The sequence below is a fragment of the Congzhengia minquanensis genome (assembly GCF_014384785.1).
Taxonomy (GTDB): domain Bacteria; phylum Bacillota; class Clostridia; order UBA1381; family UBA9506; genus Congzhengia; species Congzhengia minquanensis.
This window is the reverse complement of sequence record NZ_JACRSU010000002.1, coordinates 95012-112364: the sequence shown is the minus strand read 5'-3', so window position 1 is coordinate 112364 and position 17353 is coordinate 95012. Positions and strand designations below refer to the sequence as shown.

Sequence of the window (17353 nt, the reverse complement as noted above, 5' to 3'; positions counted from 1 at the left end):
TCCGGTCTTATTTTGTATCTCGTCCGCAAAGCGGAAATTTTTACGTTGTAAATTATAGAAGTGTTTGCCATAACTTTTCGTCAGGCCGCGCAATGATAGAACTGTCTAAGAAAAAGCCGTTATCGGTTATCTGCGCTTTTGTCTTTTCAATTGCAGCGGTAACAGATGCAACGCTTCCCGTAATTAGCATATAGGATTTACCGCACATGCCCTTTGCAATTCTCAGTTCAATCAATTCCACCTCAGCAGTTTTTGCCGCCACATCGGCTGCAACAATAATGGAAGCGGCGGAATAGGTTTCTAAAACGCCCAGCGCCTCCACAGTTTCTATGTGTGTTGCACCATAAATGGCCGAAAAAATAGATTCGTGGGGATTGCCCAGAACAAAACTGTCAATCAGTTTTTCGTCAAACTTGGTTTTCGAGGCGTCAACCGCGGCGCGGACGGCGCTCAGTTCACCTGAAATGATGATGATATATTTACCGGGACAAACCGTTTGTGCTTCCAAAATATCCACATCAGCGGTTTTCACCATGGTATCTGCGGCCAGAATGCCGGTTGAAACTGTAACATATTCCACCATGCCGATTGCTTTACTCATAAAGTGGTCTTCCTTCCAAAATTTTATTTATTACACTGAATCAAAATAAAGTGATCGTTCGCATCAATCACCGTGCCGCTGACGGGGGAGTGTAACGAAAGCCCCAAAACTTTTGGCTCAGCCTGGGCGATTACGTCGCCTTTGCTGATCGTTTGTCCGGCAGAAACCACCGGGGGATTGGGCGCACCAATATTTTGCTTTAAAGAAATTCTCAGTTTATCTAAGTGAAGCTCTGTTTCATCCAAACGCGCTGGTTTGTTATATTTCGTAAGTCCCAGCCGGGCAATTAATCGGGGAATGGGAACCAGCTTCATGCTTCTGTTTGGATCAACTGTTTTCACAGGAATATCCACGGGGATTTTCACACCATTTGCTTTAAGCCCGGCTTTATATTCAGAAATAAGCGTTCTGGGAGCTAACCCCTGAGGACAGGAATATAGCTCGCAAAGACCGCAGCCGGAGCAAAATAAGGTATTGATAAACGGCCCTAAGTCCTTCGTGTCGCCGCTGGTTGCGCTCCGCATAAATGCGTGAGGCTCAATGGGGTGGCCCAGCAAATTGCGGGAACAGGTGGTTGTGCAGGCGCGGCACTGACAGCAGGTGCCCATGGCGCGCTTTAAGCTGATGGATATTCTGGTCTTTTTCATTTCAACAACGGGGTGGTTTTTGGGAAACACCAAAATGCCGTTTGTTGTTTTCGTTACCGTGTCTAACGGATTCACCAGCGCACCCATCATAGGGCCGCCGGAAATCACGGCATAATCTTCTTCTGTTGCGCCGCCTGCCAAGTCAATCAGCTCCGAAAAGGTCATTCCCAAAGGGGCTTTCACTGTAATCGGATTTTGAACAGCGCCGGAAATGGTAACATATTTATGTGTAACAGGTTTTCCCTCGAACACGGCGCGGTAAATGTTTAAAGCAGTTTCCACATTAAACACCGTAACGCCGACAGAAATTGGAATACTTCCCGGAGGGACCACCCTGCCTGTGGTTTCATAAATGGTAATAACCTCGTCTCCAGCAGGGTAAACTTCTGGGAGATAAGAGAGTTTTATATTATTAAATTTATCTAAAACAGCGTTCACTGCATTGATTGCATCGTTATAATTTTTTTTCAGGGCAATAATCACATGCTCTGCGTTGGTCGCCTCAGAAATTACATGAAGTGCCGAAAGAATTTCAAAAGCGAATTTTGCCAGAACCTGCTGATGCAGTTTTAAAAGCGGTTCACATTCGGCACAGTTTAAAATAATGGTATCGGCCTTATCGCTGAGCTTTGCGTAAGCGGGGAAACCCGCACCGCCTGCACCGGCAACGCCGGCGTTTTGAAGTATTTTTTTTAACTCTTCAAGTGACATCAACATCACAACTCCAATTCAGAACCGTTATCTACAATACCTACAATTGCGGCGTCAACAGGGGAGTTATCAAGATTGCAGCCAATTCGCGCGGCGCTGCCCTGTGCTACCATTACGACTTCGCCAATTCCGGCGCCAACGTTGTCCACTGCAATAATTTTGGATTTGCCGTTGTTCATCTTTTCAAAAATTTCAACAATCATCAGCTTGCAGCCTACAAGCTTTTCGTTTTTGCGTGTAGCGACAATGCTTCCGGTCACTTTTCCGATAATCATAATTCACCATTCCTCACATCTATTTTGGAACATCAGCGTAAATTTCTCCCGTGCCGGATTTTTATAAAATCCGGCACGAAAGGAATTCTAAATGGAAAAGATTTGTTATTTAATAGCCGGTAAAATCTTTTCAACGTCGCCGTGGGGTCTCGGAATTACGTGGGTAGCTACGAGTTCGCCAAGTTTAGCAGCATTGTTAGAGCCTGCTTCAACAGCGGCTTTCACAGCGCCAACATCGCCGCGAACCATAACGCTTACCAATCCGGAACCAATTTTTTCTGTGCCAACCAAAACAACATTCGCTGCTTTGAGCATAGAATCTGCAGCTTCAATTGCTGCAACCAAACCTCTTGTTTCCACCATTCCTAATGCTTCCTGTGCCATTGTAAAGTCTCCCTTCATATTTTCATTCATAGTTTTATTTGAATTTTCATTTACTGACTTTTTTGTCTTTTTTTCTGCTGCGTTTTTGGTTTCTTTCGGAGCAGCAGCATTTTTTTCCTTTTCAGCCATGATGCTTCACCCAGCTTTCAATTAGAATGACGGTAAAATCTTTTCAACGTCGGCATGGGGTCTGGGAATTACGTGAACCGCAACCAGCTCTCCAAGCTTTGACGCGCATTCAGCACCGGCTTCTGTTGCAGCTTTCACAGCGCCAACGTCGCCGCGAACCATAACGCTTACCAATCCGGAACCAATTTTTTCTGTGCCGATGAGTGTAACCTCAGCTGCTTTTACCATTGCATCTGCAGCTTCAACTGCTGCTGTAAGTCCTCTTGTTTCAATCATTCCTAATGCTTCTTTTGCCATGATTTTTATATCCTCCTAAATTCCTTATTCGTTTATAATTGCGATTTTCAAACCTTCCATTTTCAGGTTTGTTTGGTGTGCTTCGTTAATTTGCGAAAGCGGGAACCGGTGCGTAATCAGCTTTTCAATTGGTAAGCCGATGCCCTTTGCACGTTTTAAAAAGTCAAACGTTGTTGCGTAGTCGCGCAGTGTGTAAACCCAAGAACCAACTGTGGTGATTTCCTTTGCACAGATGTCGAAATGGGGGTTAATCGTAGCGTCGCCGCCGTTTATAAAGAAGCCCAGCTCGCAAAGACCGCCGCCGTTTCTAATAAATTTATAGATATTTGCATGGGCAATAGGGGAGCCTGTGCACTGGAACGCAAAGTCAGCCAGATAGCCGCCGAATGCGTCGGACACAGCGTTTGTTAATTCTTCAATGCCCTTGTGATTTTTAAAGTTGACAGACTTTGTTGCGCCCATTTCCTTTGCAAATGCAAGGCGTTTATCCTCGCCGTCTACAGCCACAATGTTTTCAACACCCAATGTGCGGAGCACCGCGATGCACAACAGACCAATCGGACCGCAGCCCTGAACAACCACGCGGCTGTTAAACCTTAAAATGCCAACGGATTTTGCACGCTCAACAGCGTGAATTAAAACGGCGCTGGGCTCAATTAGAATTCTAAGGTCTAAATCCAAATCACTCACGTTAAACACGGTAGAACCGCCGCGAATTATCAGGTAATCGGCAAACCAGCCGTTTAAGTGAATATCATCATCCGGAAGAAGACCATAAACGTCTGCACCGCCAACGTTCTGCTTGTTCAAGTCGAACATGGTAATGTCCGGATTGTCTTTAAATATCATACAGGTAACAACTTTATCGCCGACAGCCAGGGGTTTTCCCGCACTGTCTTTTTTCACGTTCTTACCCATTTTTACAATTTCACCGGTTCCTTCATGTCCCAAAACCACAGGAATGAGACCAAAGGGGTCTCTTTTAAATTCGTGTGCGTCTGTTCCACAGATGCCGCAGCCTTCCACCTTGACTAAAATATCGTCATCTCCGATTTCAGGGATGGGATATTCTTTAATGTCATAGTGCTCTAAGCCTGTCAGCATTGCAACCTTTGCGGTTTTTGGAATGCTGACGCTGCCTGCGGAATGCCCAGCTTCTGTCTTCATGTTAGAAAGAACCTGTTTTACGATTGCTTCTATGTCATTTGAATTCATAGCCATAACGTAAACTCCTATTCCATGTTATTGATTAAACCTTCAAAAATACTTCCGCCATATTCGGCCAAGAAGGTATCCTGCTCCTCGCTGCCGCCGCTAACGCCCAAACCGCCAATGATTTTACCGTTTGCAATCAGCGGCACGCCGCCGCCGAAAATTACGATTTGACCATTGTTGGTAAACTGTATGCCATAAAGCGAACCGCCCGGCTGGCTAAGTTTTTTCAGCTCTGTTGTGGACATTTTCAGCGCCACCACGGTGTAGGCCTTTTGAAAAGCAACGTCGTAACTGGCAATGTATGAATCGTCCATACATTCTACCAAAACCGGCCGCGCGCCGCTGTTCGAAACGGCCACCACGGCATTTACACCGATTTCTTTTGCTTTTGCTTCAACCTTTTCGGCAAGCTTTTTTGCGAGGGATAACGTCATACTTTTGCCGCTTTCGTTGAAAGAGATTTCTTTAACAACCGCTTCAACGATTTGCGACACTTCACGGTCGTGCATAAAACTGACCTCCGTTATTATTTGCCCAGTTGCTCCATAACCTTCTTTGTAATTTCGGCAATCAAATCGCCTTCTTCATTGGAAGAAGAAACCGTGCCGCATTTGCCGCAGCTGTGACAGCTTGCCTTGCCTGCTTTCGCGTTGGGGCAGAGGTCTGCCGGGTGCTTGCCTTTTAAACCAAACTGTCTGCGGATTTCATAAAGACGCTCAACCTGAGAATTGCTCAGTTCTTTCGGGCCGCCCAACTGTCTGGAAAGGAAGAGAAGCTGTGCATAAAATTCCAACGATTCCATTTTGTGATAAGCGTTTAAAAGAGAGTCGGAATATGCCAGAGCGCCGTGGTTTTCAAGAAGAACAGCGTCATAGTACTGAAGATATTTAGAAACTGCGTCCGGGATTTCTTCGGTAGAAGGCGTGCCGTACTCAGCAATGGGAACGCAGCCAAGCGCGATAACCGCTTCGGGCATAATCGGCTGTGTCAGCGGAATGCCGGCAATTGCAAAGCTGGTTGCATAAATCGGGTGCGCGTGAACAACAGACTGCACATCAGGACGTTCTTTATAAACCCGCATGTGCATTTTAATTTCAGAAGAAGGTTTAAACCCTTTGTTTGCTTGAATGACTTCGCCCTTTGCATTAACTTTGCAGATATAGTCAGGCGTCATGAAGCCTTTGCTCACGCCTGTGGGGGTGCACAGAAATTCGTTGTCGTTGAGTTTTACAGAGATATTACCGTCGTTGGCCGCAACCATACCTCTGTCGTAAATTCTTTTGCCGATGTCGCAAATCTGTTTTTTGATTTCGTATTCAGATACCATGTTCATTTCTCCTTTTTTGTTTCTTTTTGGTTTTATTTTAATAACTTTTCTTTACATTATAATCATACCATATGGCATCATAGATGTCAAGTGTTTTTCTGTGGTTTTTTGTGGGTTTATCTGTTTTTATGACAAATAATTTAATAGTTCACAGATTCCTTCGCCGGTGTAGGCGCTTACACAAAACACCTTTTTGCAGCCGCAGAGCCTAAGCCAGCGCTCTGCACGGTGGGAATCTGCGTTTTTGTGGTCTATTTTGGTAACAATTCCGATAACCTCCCTTGTTGACTGTCCTGTAATGTTGGGACTGTAAAGGGAAAACGGCTCCGTGGCGGAAAGCAGCAGGCCAACAATATCCGCTTCATAGGAATAGAGCGCAATGGCGCCCGCCAGCATTTTTGTCTGAATATATTCTCCCGGCGTGTCAATTACCAAATTTTCGTTACAGATGGACTGGGTTTTCTGGTATTCAATTTTTTTTCCCATAAGCGCCTGTGTCAGCGTTGTTTTGCCGCATTCGCTTCTGCCGATTAAAATAATTTTTCTCATGGCGGTTACGTTTTAGAAATGTCGCAGACGGTAAAGCCTAGAACATCTTTGGAGTAATCACAGAGTGCTCTTAAAGCGGATTCTACCTCTGATACCGTTCCGGTGATAATCAGCGTTCCGCTGAACCGGTCTACAAACCCAATTTCAGCACCGGAGGATTTTGTGGCAATGTCGGCAATGATAATTGCCGTTTCTGCCGGGGAGATGGTTACAATGCCGATGGCGGATTTTGAATAGTCCACGCTGGGGTCAAGTCCCAGTTTCTGATATAAAATTTTGTCAGGATTTGCAATGATGTGGGCAATGGTAATTTGCTTTCCCGGAACAATCTCCTGAATAATCCGCATTTTATCTTTTAAGTTTAAAATTTCAGTATCAGACATTTGTCAGCCTCCTATCTGGCACTTTAAGCCTGTGGTTTTGGCTTTTGCAAGCAGCCGCTGCATCTTTTCATCGGCGGGAGGTAGCAGCTCCGGCAGTTCATAAGTGCGCCCCAATCCTTTATATTTGTCCTGTCCCAAACGGTGATAGGGGAGCAGGTGCAACTCGTTTACATTCGGAAGGCTTGCCGCAAATCTGGCAATTTCCAAAATTTCGCTTTCCGTATCGTTAAAAGTAGGAACAACCGGTACGCGGATAATCAGTTGCTTTGCTTTTTCTGCGATTTTCTTTGCATTTTCTAAAATCAGTTCGTTGGGCCGCGATGTAAACTGTTCGTGCTTTTTTGAGTTCATATGCTTAATATCCATAAGGTATAAATCCAAATAGGGAAGATATTGCTCAATTACATCAAACTTTGCAAACCCTGTGGACTCCATTGCCGTGTTAATGCTGTATTCTTTCGAAGCCCTAAGGAGCGCCACAGCAAAATCGGGCTGGCACAAAGACTCGCCGCCGGATAGCGTCAGGCCACCGCCAGACCGCCTGTAATACGGCATGTCACGTTTCACCGTTTCCATAACCTCGCCTACGGTAACGTCCCGTCCAACGGTTTTCAACTTGCCGCCCAGCGACATTTCCTCAACGGCAAAGCTTTGGGATTCGGGATTGCAGCACCATTTGCAGCGGAGGACACAGCCCTTTAGAAACACAATGGTTCTAATTCCGGGACCATCGTGAACTGAAAATCTTTGAATATCAAAGATCCTGCCCTTGGTATCGTAAAGACTCATCCTATCACATCCCTTGTTCCGTTCTTTTAATAATATCGTCCTGCAGTGATTTTGAAAGGGTGGTGAACAGTGCACTGTAGCCGGCCACACGGACAACCAAACCTTTATATTTTTCAGGATTTTTCTGCGCGTCTAAAAGTGTTGCGCGGTCTACCACGTTAAACTGAATGTGGCTTCCCTTTTGGTCAAAATAGGCCCGCACCAGTGCACAAAAGGCCTCTAAGCCAGACTGTCCCTTTAAAGCCGAGGGGTGAAACTTCATATTAAACAGCGTGCCGTTTGACGCAATGAAGTGATCAAGTTTAGAAACAGAGTTGCAGGCAGCGGTTGGGCCGTGGGTATCTTTTCCGGCAGAGGGTGAAACACCGTCGGCAACCGGGGTATTGGCCAAACGTCCGTCCGGCGTTGCTCCTGTTTGCGCACCCAGAGGCACGTTGGCAGAAACGGGGTAGAGCCCGGCCTGGAAAATTCCGCCGCGGGGATTTTTATAGGTTTCTAACGGTCTTGTATAGGTATATGCAACGTCCCGTGCAAATTCGTCTACTTCAGGAATGTCATTGCCGAATTTGGGAACTTCGTCAATCATTTCTTTTATTTTCTTGTATTTTGCACCGTCGCCACTGGCCGATGCGGCTTTCACCGTTTCAATGATTTCCTGAATGGCTCGGTCGTCAACCGTTTTACCGTTTTTGGCAAGCTCTTCAGCGATTTTTACAGTAATTTCCTCCACCTGTTTTTCAGAAGCAGATTCTCCAAAGTTGTGGTCAAGCGCTTCCTTTAACTCTAGAAGGGTAAACTTCTTTTCCTCAAACACAAGCGTTTTAATGGCGTACAGCGAGTCCGCCATATTGGCAATACCAAACCCCTGGGGGCCGGTAAAGTTATAAATTGCACCGCCCTCCTGAACAGATTTTCCACGTGCAATGCAGTCGTCTACCATAGAGGACAAGAATGGAAGCGGGCAGCGTTTTGCGTGGGCCACATCAATAGAGTTGTCTGCGTTTACCAACAGGCTAATCATATCGTTCATCTGTGCTTTATAGGCGCTGTAGAATTCGTCAAAAGTAGTCATTTCGGCAATGCATTTTGTTTTCGGCCCCACCTGCACGCCTTTGTCCATACCGCGGGAGAACACTAGCTCTAACGGGCGGCACATGTTAAAGAACGCCGCGTCGTGCCAGCCATCGGTTTTACCGGCCTTTTGGGGTTCAACACAGCCAATGATGTTGTAGTCTACCGCATCTTCCATGGTCAAGCCGCGGTTAATGAGAGCTGGAATAATCACTTCGTCGTTATAATAAGCCGGCAGGCCAATTCCCGTGCGGGTGAGATCGGCGGCCTTCATCATCAAATCCTGGGGGGTGCCGTTCCAAATACGAATGGAAAGGGACGGCTGGGGAAGCATCACGTGTTTCGACGCTTCAATACACATAAAGGACAAATCGTTGGTGGCGTCAACCCCCGGGGCAGACTGCCCACCCACAATCAGATTTTGGAACAGGCTATATCCCGCAAACCCTTCGGCTGAGGCTGCATCGCGGGCTTTGTTTAAATCGTTCAGCTTCACCCAGATACAATCTATTAATTCCTGGGCAAATTCTGGCGTCAGGGCGCCGCTTTTTAAATCCTTTTCATAATAAGGATACATATACTGGTCGAATCTGCCCGGGGAGATAGAGTGTCCGCTGGATTCCGTCTGCAAAAGCATCTGCACAAACCAAAACGACTGACAGGCTTCATAAAAACTGTTTGCGCCGTTTTCCGGAACGGTTGCGCAGTTGTGTGCAATGAGCAAAAGCTCCAGCTTGCGCGCTTCATCTGTGCATGTTTCAGCCTCTTTTAACGCCAGCCGGGCATACCGTTTTGCATAGGTAATAACCGCCTCGCAGCTTTCAATAACCGCTTCTAAAAACGTGCTTTTTTCTGCATAGTTTTCATCGCCTACATTGCAATGTTCCAATTCGTTTTTTGCACGCTCAATAATCCCGCGGAATCCAACGGCAAGTACCTCGTCATATTTCACTGTGACGTGGCCGATACCGTTATAAAAATAGTTTCCGGGAGTAAACATGTTGTGTTCCATGGCAGTGAGTGTTCTTGGGTTCATTAATGAGGTTGCAAGCTCGCTCGTGGTTTTGCCTTTCCAATATTGGTTGGCAGAGGAAAGCGCCTTCTTTGTGTCCTCTGAAATATAGAACGGGTCTGCTGTTCTTTTTTCAATGGTATCAAATTCTGCCTCCAGCCACTCAAAGGAAAACTCAGGAAAAGTCTGACAGCTTCTGGGCGCTTTTGTGGCGCTGCCCACTACCAGTTCATCTGGCCGGATAACAATGGGGATGTTTTCTAATATATGGCGGAACGCCCGCGACCTTCTTAAAATAATTGGAAGGTTTTCCGTTTGTTTATAAGATTCCGTTACTAAAACGGCGCGTTCACTTTCCACCTGCGGCATTTTTTCAAATAGGTGGTTTACAAGCCGCGTGATTCGGTCTGTTTTGGGAGTGTTTCTAATTGTGTACTTGCTCATAGCGTTCACCTTTCTCGTAATATATTTAAAATTTCGTCCGTTACGCTGGTTGTCTGAAATTTGCACATTCGCTTGATGTCGGATACTGCCGCCGGGGAGGCAAAACTGAGTCTGGCTTGACGAAGCATGCCGAAATCGTTTGTATTGTCTCCGAATGCTGCAGTTTCAAGGGACGAAATGTCCCACTGTTTTTGCAGGGCAGCCGCAGCAGAGCCTTTGTCTGTTCCAAAAGCAACAAATTCTGTCCAGGAACTGTCGGCATAAATTTCGGAAAGCTGTCTCGATTTAGCGGCAAAGCTTCTTACCGCCTGCTTCGTTTGGTCAGAGAACTTAAAAAACGCCAGCTTATAAACATTGCCATAAACTTCGTTTATTGAAGTGACCGGCGTTGAAGTTTTAAATAAGTCATTATTGCCAAAACAGTAAGTGTGGTCGCGTCCGTAAATCACAAGGGACTCCTGTCCGGAAAGTGCTATTTTATCGAATAAAGTGTTCACAACAGCTTTTTCAAGAGTGGCCTGATACAAAATACCACCATTTTTCACTGCCAGAGCCCCGTCGCAACAAATAAAGGAAACGATGCTTACAACAGGTGCAAATAGGGATTTTAAATCCGGGTAACTTCTTCCGCTGGCAATAACAAATTGGACGCCGCAGGACACGGACTGTCGAATTGTATGAAACACTGCGCTCGATACGACTGTTTGCCCTTTGTCAAGCAGCGTGCCGTCAACGTCGCACAGAACCAATCGGATTTTCGGATGATCCATACAATTCCTCCATTTCGCCCAGCTTTATTTACATTACTATCATACCGCAAATTGAATTGTTTGTCAAGCAAAAACACAGAAATAAAAAAGAAAAAAATGAAAAAATAAAACAAACGCAGAAAAACAAAGATTGCCGCAATGTGTAAATGTAAAATCTGCACAAAAATAAAAAAAAATTTTGGTAATAAATAATATATTTGAATAAAGATCTTGTAATTATATTTTAACAGTGGTATAATAAACTATATTTTGGTAGCTTTAATTCCAAAAGTCAATTTACTTAAATGGAGGTAAGAGAATGAGAAAGACAAAAAAAGTGTTGGCTCTGCTGGTATCGTTGTCTATGCTTGCAACCTCGGGTGTGTTTTTAACTGCAACTGCCCAGGTGGAAGCGCCAAATGCAGACAAGACAAGCACCGAGCCGCTTGCTGAAAAGGACAATCTTCTTCCAGAAGCAAAAGAAATTGAGGATATTTCTTTTGCAGATCTGGGAGACCATTGGGTAACACCAACTGTAAAAATGCTTGCTGCCGGCAAATATGTGCAGGGCGTAGGCGATGGAAAATTTCTGCCTGAAAAGAATGTAACAAGGGCAGAATTTGTTACAATGGCGGTAAATGCACTCAGATTGGAAGCAACAAAATATGCCGGCTGCGCAAAAGACATTACAGCTGACAAATGGTTTGCAGACACCATAGAAACGGCAAATGTAAACGGTCTTTTGGATGCAGCGTTGTTTACAGACGGCAATTTTTCTCCAGATAAAGACATCACAAGAGAAGACGCTTCTTTAATAATTGCAAAAGCAGCAGAATCAAAAGATGCAAAGGCTGACAGTGCGGCTGTTTCCTTTACAGACAGCGACAGCATCTCGGCTTATGCAAAAGACGGCGTGGCAAAAGCATTCTCATTCGGACTTTTGGCAGGCTATCCCGACGGAAGCTTTAAGCCGCAGGCAACCTTAACCAGAGCAGAAGCAAGCGAGCTTTTGGTTCGTACCATTGAAATCGGCGACAGGCTTGCTATTTATGTTGACCCCGAAAACGGCGACGACAAAAATGACGGCACGAAAAACGCTCCTGTTGCTTCTATCAATGCGGCACGCGAGCTTGTGAAGGCAAATAATGACGATATGGAAAACCATCTTTTTGTTTTCCTAAAGGCCGGCGACCATTATATTTCTGAAGAAATTAAAATGGGCGAGGACGAATCCGGTTCAAACGGCTATAACGTCGTTTACACTTCTTACGGCGAAGGCAAGGCACAGCTGATGATGGGCAAACATTTTTCAGGCTTTGAGCTTGCGGATGCAGACTTAAACATTTATAAAACCAAAGTGGGCGACATTCAGTCCAGACAGGTATTTATAAATGATGTGCGTGCAATCCGTGCAAAGAGCGCAGGCGAGCTGACAAACGCTGAAATGACGGACTTTGGCTTCTATTCTGATGACACGTTCTTGGCAGATTACAAGAATATTAAAGACTTGGAATTTGTTACGTACTCAAACTGGACACAGCCCCGCTGCGGCGTGTCTGATGTAACGGTTGAAGAAGGCAGAGCGAAAATCGTTATGGATCAGCCGGGCTGGTCGAACAATAGCGACAACACCCCGTGGAAAGCGCCTCACTGGTATGAAAACGCCTATGAGCTTTTGGATATGCCTGGTGAATGGTATATCGACAGCACAGACGGTTATCTTTACTACATTCCGAGAAGCTTTGAAGACCCGAAAACCATGGTTGCAACCATTCCGGAAGGCGAAAGAATGCTGACGCTGGAAGGAACGGCCGACAAGCCGATTCACAACATTACCTTTGATGATGTTGAATTTGCTTATACAACTTGGCTGCGTCCTAACGATGAAAAGGGCTATAACGACGGACAGAACAACTTCATTGACGGCGGCCTTCCCGAAACAGCTGTTTTGGTGAAATGTGCAAGATATATCGATTTTACCAACAACAAGTTTTCAAAACTTGGCGCTGCAGCGCTTCAGATGAGATATTCCATTCAGGAATGCGATGTTATCGGCAATGAATTTGCGGACCTTTCCGGTACGGCAGTGTCTTTGGGCAACGGCCCCGGAGACAACTACGAAACAGAAATTAAGCCCACAGAATATAAATATTACACCATTAACAACAGAATTAACAACAACTATATGCACGACATTGGTGTTGATTATGGTTCTTCTGCTGCCATTTCTGCTTCTTGGCCGAAATATACGGAAATCAACCATAACGAAATTGCGAACGTAAACTATTCCGGCATGCACATCGGCTACGGCTGGGGCACTTATGCTGAAGATAAAGAAAAGGCAGGAACCGGTCTTTATAAAGTTCAGCTGAATTACAATTATATTCACGATGTAATGAACAGTAAACTTTATGACGGCGGCCCGATTTATACCTTGGGTGCAACAGGCGGCACATATGAAAACCCCAGCGAGTGGTGTAACAACTACTTTGAAAATGACAGAAACGCATACGGTTCTGTTTACCCTGATGAAGGGTCTACGTTCTGGCTCATTGAGAACAATGTAATTGATTATAACGATGTTGACAAATGGAACTTTGACGGCAGAGGAACACCAACTGTTCCCAAGTGGCTTCATATCCACACAACCAGCATTCGCTATAACACAGCAAGGAACAATTATTCTACAACTGCTGAGAAGAACCTGGCATCTCCCTTTAACAACATTGAAGAACCCATGGTCTATGCTGACGGCGAATGGCCGGAAGAAGCACAGAACATTATTGATGAAGCTGGCCTTGAAGCAAAATATCTTGCAAAATACCCTGTTTCTGTGCAGAGATTTAATTTAAACCAGGAAGAATTTGTCGCAAAAGTAGGCGCGAAAAAGCAGATTGAAATTGAAGCATTTGGGCGCAAACAGTCTGTTGCAAAACCGGATGACTATCAGGTAACCTATGTAAGCTCAGATCCATCCGTTGCAGCGGTAAGCGACACAGGTGAGATTTCTGTTCTGTCTGAAGGACGCGTTAAGGTTTATGTAAATGTTTTGGCAGACGGTATTGTCAGAACAAAAGAAATCGACGTTATCTGCGGCGACGAGTTGGAGACTGTAGAACTTGCAACGACTGGCCTTACAGTTATCAAGGATTTTGAATCCACCATTTCACCGAAAGGTACTTCTAAATTCGGCAGAAGCTTGGCAATTGAAGAAGTAAAATATACCGTAGAAGATGAAAATGTTGCCACAGTGGACGAAAAAGGTAACGTTAAGGGGCTTGCAGTAGGCACCACCACCATTCATGGCGCATTTACTGTTGACGGTGTAACCGTTGAAAAAGATATTCCGGTAAATGTTATCACTTATTCAAAAGAGGGTTCTGAGAAATTACCGAGCACAAAGCTTTCCGGCGATTTCTTTAATCCTGAAAACTGGAAAAATGCGAAAGCATCAGCAGACGGCAAAGGCGTAGTTGTTACAGGAAACAACAGCTGCTACACCAAAGAAAAACTGGCAGATGGACTCTACAGTTTTGATATGCAGATTGACGATCCGCACAGCTGGCCATCTCTGGGCTTTAAAATTCCGGACAAAGATAAAGAATTTTCCGGAAGTGATTTGTATTTTATCGGCTTTAAAACCGATCATATTGAAGTGCAGAGATTTAAAAACGGACAGCGCACCATGTTCTTGGGCTCAAGTGAATTCAATCCTGTTGGCGGACCCGGCGTTCCGAATAACGGACAAATTTTAGAATATGGGAAGACATACCATGTAACGGCCGGTACGATTGAAGAAAAAGACGGTGTTAGAATTATTTTAACCGTAAATGGAAAAAATATTGTTGACTATTTAGACAACGATAAAGATGCCTTAAGAGGCCCCGGATACATGGGCGTGTATGTAGGCGGCGGAACATTTACATTCTCACCTTATACCGGAGAATAGAATCCGTGTTTTAGAATTAAAAAAGACCGACCCCCTCCTGTTGTAAGAGCAGGAGGGGGTTTTTATGAAAAGATTTTTTTTTGTTAATTCGACGACTGCAAACCTGCTCTTTTTCCATCATTGCAAACATGGAATACAGTTGTGCTGTTGCTTCGTGCTTTCCGCCGATGTTTTTATCTCCATTAGCGAGGACAAAAATGCTTTCAAATATATTTTCGTAAATTCGTTTTTCAATCGGTGTAAATACAATCATTTTCTTACACGCAAATCCTGAAGCTTCAAAATGAACGGCAATTAACTTTTCATATTCTGAAGAACAATGATAGTCAAACCCGGCAGGTAAATAGATAATATCTCCGTTTTTCACAAACGTTTTTGTATTTTCATATTCAAACTCAGTTTCTCCCTCAAGGCGCATAGCAAGGGCATTAATTTGCCGGTTTTTGTTTTCTGTTGAAACGTAAAACCGTTCAGTTTTATACGCGTCTAACAGGTTTATTCTAATGTTGTCAAACATAAGTATTATCCCCTCGCTTCATTCTACCATAGAAGCATATTAAAATCAAGTTGCGAAATTTAAACCTTTTCTTGCGAAATGTATGTTTTAAATCATTTGATAGTGTGATAAAATGAGAACGAAAATTTAAAGGTAAGGGGCCGTCTAAAATTGAAACGATCATGGACACCTACAGCAAGTTTATCAATGTGGACCATATTATCGGAATGCATATTGCCTATGGAAGCGAAAGCTTTAAAATATATAGAGGAAAACGGCGCAATGTGGCGATCCGAAAATCACTGGGAAAGGGCAATTATTATAACGATGCTACCGCAAACCTTTATGCCGACACTGTTTGTACTGTTTGTAAGACGAAGCCATTTTGGGCGAATAAAGGAGAAGTACTGCTGGATGAAGCTGCGGTTATCAGCGTGAATATATCAATGGAGAGGAAGAAAGAAAAGTCTGAATTTACATCGGATGTTACGGTAACTTCAGGCGGTCTTACGAGGCACATAACGATTTTGGGAGAGAACGGCAAGATTTACGTTGTTGCCGCAAACTTTGGGGAAGGAGAGGAACAGGTGAAACTCAGCAAAGACGCAAAGGATTTATGCACCCACAAAACAGGAAAGGAATTTGTTCTCCGTGCCGAAAGCGCCAAAGTGTTTGAAATAAAATAAAAAAAACAGCGGCACCGCAAAACTGCGGTGCCGCTGTTTCATTACTGTTCCGCTCCAATTTTTCTGAAACGGTTATACCGGTGCTCAAGCAGATTTTCTATAGTAAATCTGCTTTTGTTGTTGATTTCGTTTAAAAGCTCCGTTTTTAGTTCAAGGCCAATATCCTCAGCGGATTTTTCGCCCTCATAAATAATTTTTTCAATAATTCCAAATTTATATAAATCTTCTGCTGTCAGCTTTAGGACCTCTGCTGCTTCGTGGGCGCGGGAAGAATCCTTCCACAGAATACTGGCGCAGCCTTCAGGAGAAATGACAGAGTAAACCGCATTTTCCAGCATGATAACGGTATCAGCCACACCGAGTGCAAGCGCACCTCCGCTGCCGCCTTCGCCTACCACAACAGAAACGATAGGGGTTTTTAACGTCATCATCTCCATTAGGTTCTCTGCTATGGCTTCGCCTTGGCCGCGTTCTTCAGCGCCAATTCCGCAATATGCACCGGAACTGCCGATAAAGCAAATGACCGGCCTGTGAAATTTTTCCGCCTGCTTCATTAAACGAAGGGCCTTTCGATATCCTTCCGGGCTGGGGCAGCCAAAGTTGCGCCGCATGCGCTCGTCTATGGACTGGCCGCGTTCCATTGCAATCACTGTGATGGGAATTCCGCCAAGTGCTGCAATTCCGCCGACGATTGCGCCATCGTCTCCAAATCGTTTGTCGCCGTGCATCTCAATAAAATTATCAAATATGGCGTTGATAAAGTATCCGCCCATAGGACGCTGGCTTTTTCTCGCGTTTAAAACTCTGCTATATGCTTCCATTTGCTCTTACCTCGTGTAGTTTCAGAATAGATGCCAGGGTATCTTTCAGCTTGCCACGTTCCTCAATCAGGTCGACAAAGCCATGGTCAAGCTGAAATTCTGAACGCTGAAATCCTTTTGGCAGCGCCTGGCCTGTGGTTTGCTCTACAACTCTTGCGCCTGCAAAACCAATTAGTGCATTTGGTTCGGCAATGGTAATATCGCCCCCCATTGCAAAACTTGCAGTAACGCCGCCTAAGGTGGGATCGGTTAACACTGTGACGTAAAGAAGTCCCGCGTCACTGTGGCGTTTCACCGCGCCGCTCACCTTTGCCATTTGCATTAAAGAAAAAATTCCCTCCTGCATTCTGGCACCGCCGGAGGTGGTAAAACCAACTACGGGTAAATTTTCTTTCTTGGCAAACTCAAATAAGCGGGTAATTTTTTCGCCGACAACCGTTCCCATGCTGCCCATCATAAACGTAGAATCCATTACGAAGATTGCGGCCTTATTACCGCCAATCGTACATGTGCCGCAGGTAACCGCTTCGTTTTTGTCGTTTGTTTCCAGCGCTTTTTTCAGCTTTTCATCATATCCAGGAAAATCAATTAAATTTTTGCTCATTAATTCGCCGTCAATTTCCTGAAAATCGTCATCTGCAATCAGCGCTATTCTCTGGAGCGCATTCATGCGGAAATAATAGCCGCATTCCGGACAAATAAAATCACTTTTTAAAAGCTTTGTAACAGAATGTTCCTTGCCGCACTTTTTGCAGGTCTTTTTTTCTACAACAATATTTGCTTTACAAAAGTCCAAAATCTGATTCAGTTTCATACTT

18 protein-coding genes are annotated in these 17353 nt (G+C 44.7%); 2 read left to right on the top strand and 16 right to left on the bottom strand.

Annotation, left to right across the window (positions count from 1 at the left end; all coding sequences use genetic code 11):
- Positions 1-52 precede the first annotated feature (52 nt).
- From H8698_RS05630 to H8698_RS05570, 13 genes are all read right to left on the bottom strand, one after another.
- On the bottom strand, positions 53-601 hold the full coding sequence (locus H8698_RS05630) for a BMC domain-containing protein (RefSeq protein WP_249311646.1): 549 nt from the start codon (positions 599-601) through the stop codon (positions 53-55).
- A 23-nt stretch (positions 602-624) separates the two neighbouring features.
- Positions 625-1959: an SLBB domain-containing protein gene (locus H8698_RS05625; RefSeq protein WP_249311645.1), complete on the bottom strand. Its 1335-nt coding sequence runs from the start codon at positions 1957-1959 to the stop codon at positions 625-627.
- 5 nt (positions 1960-1964) lie between these two features.
- Positions 1965-2234 carry a EutN/CcmL family microcompartment protein gene (locus H8698_RS05620; RefSeq protein WP_177677725.1) on the bottom strand — a complete coding sequence of 90 codons (270 nt, stop codon included), beginning with the start codon at positions 2232-2234 and terminating at the stop codon, positions 1965-1967.
- Between the two features lie 105 nt (positions 2235-2339).
- Positions 2340-2618 (bottom strand): BMC domain-containing protein, encoded by a 279-nt coding sequence (locus tag H8698_RS05615; RefSeq protein WP_177677744.1) that lies wholly within the window; start codon positions 2616-2618, stop codon positions 2340-2342.
- 150 nt (positions 2619-2768) lie between these two features.
- Positions 2769-3044, bottom strand: a complete 276-nt coding sequence (locus tag H8698_RS05610) for a BMC domain-containing protein (RefSeq protein WP_177677723.1) — start codon at positions 3042-3044, stop codon at positions 2769-2771.
- A gap of 24 nt (positions 3045-3068) precedes the next feature.
- The gene (locus H8698_RS05605) at positions 3069-4265 is read right to left on the bottom strand and encodes a zinc-dependent alcohol dehydrogenase (protein ID WP_249311644.1); all 1197 of its coding nucleotides are present in this window, start codon (positions 4263-4265) and stop codon (positions 3069-3071) included.
- A gap of 11 nt (positions 4266-4276) precedes the next feature.
- Complete coding sequence (locus H8698_RS05600) at positions 4277-4768, bottom strand: GlcG/HbpS family heme-binding protein (RefSeq protein ID WP_249311643.1); 492 nt, start codon at positions 4766-4768, stop codon at positions 4277-4279.
- A 17-nt stretch (positions 4769-4785) separates the two neighbouring features.
- Entirely contained in the window at positions 4786-5586 is an 801-nt protein-coding gene (locus H8698_RS05595) for a class II aldolase/adducin family protein (RefSeq protein ID WP_249311642.1), read from the bottom strand.
- A gap of 126 nt (positions 5587-5712) precedes the next feature.
- Positions 5713-6135, bottom strand: a complete 423-nt coding sequence (locus H8698_RS05590) for a EutP/PduV family microcompartment system protein (protein WP_177677987.1) — start codon at positions 6133-6135, stop codon at positions 5713-5715.
- A 5-nt stretch (positions 6136-6140) separates the two neighbouring features.
- The gene (locus tag H8698_RS05585; protein WP_177677989.1) at positions 6141-6518 is read right to left on the bottom strand and encodes a BMC domain-containing protein; all 378 of its coding nucleotides are present in this window, start codon (positions 6516-6518) and stop codon (positions 6141-6143) included.
- A gap of 3 nt (positions 6519-6521) precedes the next feature.
- Positions 6522-7307, bottom strand: coding sequence for a glycyl-radical enzyme activating protein (locus H8698_RS05580; protein ID WP_177677991.1), 786 nt, complete (start codon positions 7305-7307; stop codon positions 6522-6524).
- A 4-nt stretch (positions 7308-7311) separates the two neighbouring features.
- Entirely contained in the window at positions 7312-9834 is a 2523-nt protein-coding gene (locus H8698_RS05575; RefSeq protein ID WP_249311641.1) for a glycyl radical protein, read from the bottom strand.
- Positions 9835-9839: 5 nt separating this feature from the next.
- Complete coding sequence (locus tag H8698_RS05570; protein ID WP_249311640.1) at positions 9840-10604, bottom strand: HAD-IIB family hydrolase; 765 nt, start codon at positions 10602-10604, stop codon at positions 9840-9842.
- Positions 10605-10902: 298 nt separating this feature from the next.
- Here H8698_RS05570 and H8698_RS05565 point away from each other — a divergent pair, with 298 nt between their 5' ends.
- A complete protein-coding gene (locus H8698_RS05565) occupies positions 10903-14532 on the top strand; it encodes an S-layer homology domain-containing protein (RefSeq protein ID WP_249311639.1) in 3630 nt (1209 codons plus the stop codon).
- A gap of 16 nt (positions 14533-14548) precedes the next feature.
- Here H8698_RS05565 and H8698_RS05560 read toward each other — a convergent pair whose 3' ends face one another.
- A complete protein-coding gene (locus H8698_RS05560) occupies positions 14549-15049 on the bottom strand; it encodes a hypothetical protein (RefSeq protein ID WP_249311638.1) in 501 nt (166 codons plus the stop codon).
- 161 nt (positions 15050-15210) lie between these two features.
- Here H8698_RS05560 and H8698_RS05555 point away from each other — a divergent pair, with 161 nt between their 5' ends.
- On the top strand, positions 15211-15714 hold the full coding sequence (locus H8698_RS05555; RefSeq protein ID WP_249311637.1) for a hypothetical protein: 504 nt from the start codon (positions 15211-15213) through the stop codon (positions 15712-15714).
- Positions 15715-15755: 41 nt separating this feature from the next.
- On the opposite strand, the gene accA is transcribed toward H8698_RS05555, so the two are convergent.
- Positions 15756-16535 carry an acetyl-CoA carboxylase carboxyl transferase subunit alpha gene (gene accA, locus H8698_RS05550; RefSeq protein ID WP_249311636.1) on the bottom strand — a complete coding sequence of 260 codons (780 nt, stop codon included), beginning with the start codon at positions 16533-16535 and terminating at the stop codon, positions 15756-15758.
- On the bottom strand, positions 16522-17349 hold the full coding sequence (locus H8698_RS05545; protein WP_249311635.1) for an acetyl-CoA carboxylase carboxyltransferase subunit beta: 828 nt from the start codon (positions 17347-17349) through the stop codon (positions 16522-16524). The genes accA and H8698_RS05545 overlap by 14 nt, the downstream gene beginning before the upstream one ends.
- Between the last annotated feature and the right edge of the window lie 4 nt (positions 17350-17353).

Excerpts from the sequence above, each read along its gene's own strand:
- H8698_RS05630 (WP_249311646.1), bottom strand. The coding sequence starts at position 601 with ATGAGTAAAGCAATCGGCATGGTGGAATATGTTACAGTTTCAACCGGC.
- H8698_RS05590 (WP_177677987.1), bottom strand. The coding sequence starts at position 6,135 with ATGAGAAAAATTATTTTAATCGGCAGAAGCGAATGCGGCAAAACAACG.
- H8698_RS05560 (WP_249311638.1), bottom strand. The coding sequence starts at position 15,049 with ATGTTTGACAACATTAGAATAAACCTGTTAGACGCGTATAAAACTGAA.
- H8698_RS05615 (WP_177677744.1), bottom strand. The coding sequence starts at position 2,618 with ATGGCACAGGAAGCATTAGGAATGGTGGAAACAAGAGGTTTGGTTGCA.
- H8698_RS05620 (WP_177677725.1), bottom strand. The coding sequence starts at position 2,234 with ATGATTATCGGAAAAGTGACCGGAAGCATTGTCGCTACACGCAAAAAC.
- H8698_RS05625 (WP_249311645.1), bottom strand. The coding sequence starts at position 1,959 with ATGTCACTTGAAGAGTTAAAAAAAATACTTCAAAACGCCGGCGTTGCC.
- H8698_RS05575 (WP_249311641.1), bottom strand. The coding sequence starts at position 9,834 with ATGAGCAAGTACACAATTAGAAACACTCCCAAAACAGACCGAATCACG.
- H8698_RS05600 (WP_249311643.1), bottom strand. The coding sequence starts at position 4,768 with ATGCACGACCGTGAAGTGTCGCAAATCGTTGAAGCGGTTGTTAAAGAA.
- H8698_RS05585 (WP_177677989.1), bottom strand. The coding sequence starts at position 6,518 with ATGTCTGATACTGAAATTTTAAACTTAAAAGATAAAATGCGGATTATT.
- H8698_RS05545 (WP_249311635.1), bottom strand. The coding sequence starts at position 17,349 with ATGAAACTGAATCAGATTTTGGACTTTTGTAAAGCAAATATTGTTGTA.
- accA (WP_249311636.1), bottom strand. The coding sequence starts at position 16,535 with ATGGAAGCATATAGCAGAGTTTTAAACGCGAGAAAAAGCCAGCGTCCT.
- H8698_RS05565 (WP_249311639.1), top strand. The coding sequence starts at position 10,903 with ATGAGAAAGACAAAAAAAGTGTTGGCTCTGCTGGTATCGTTGTCTATG.
- H8698_RS05570 (WP_249311640.1), bottom strand. The coding sequence starts at position 10,604 with ATGGATCATCCGAAAATCCGATTGGTTCTGTGCGACGTTGACGGCACG.
- H8698_RS05610 (WP_177677723.1), bottom strand. The coding sequence starts at position 3,044 with ATGGCAAAAGAAGCATTAGGAATGATTGAAACAAGAGGACTTACAGCA.
- H8698_RS05595 (WP_249311642.1), bottom strand. The coding sequence starts at position 5,586 with ATGGTATCTGAATACGAAATCAAAAAACAGATTTGCGACATCGGCAAA.
- H8698_RS05605 (WP_249311644.1), bottom strand. The coding sequence starts at position 4,265 with ATGGCTATGAATTCAAATGACATAGAAGCAATCGTAAAACAGGTTCTT.
- H8698_RS05555 (WP_249311637.1), top strand. The coding sequence starts at position 15,211 with ATGGACACCTACAGCAAGTTTATCAATGTGGACCATATTATCGGAATG.
- H8698_RS05580 (WP_177677991.1), bottom strand. The coding sequence starts at position 7,307 with ATGAGTCTTTACGATACCAAGGGCAGGATCTTTGATATTCAAAGATTT.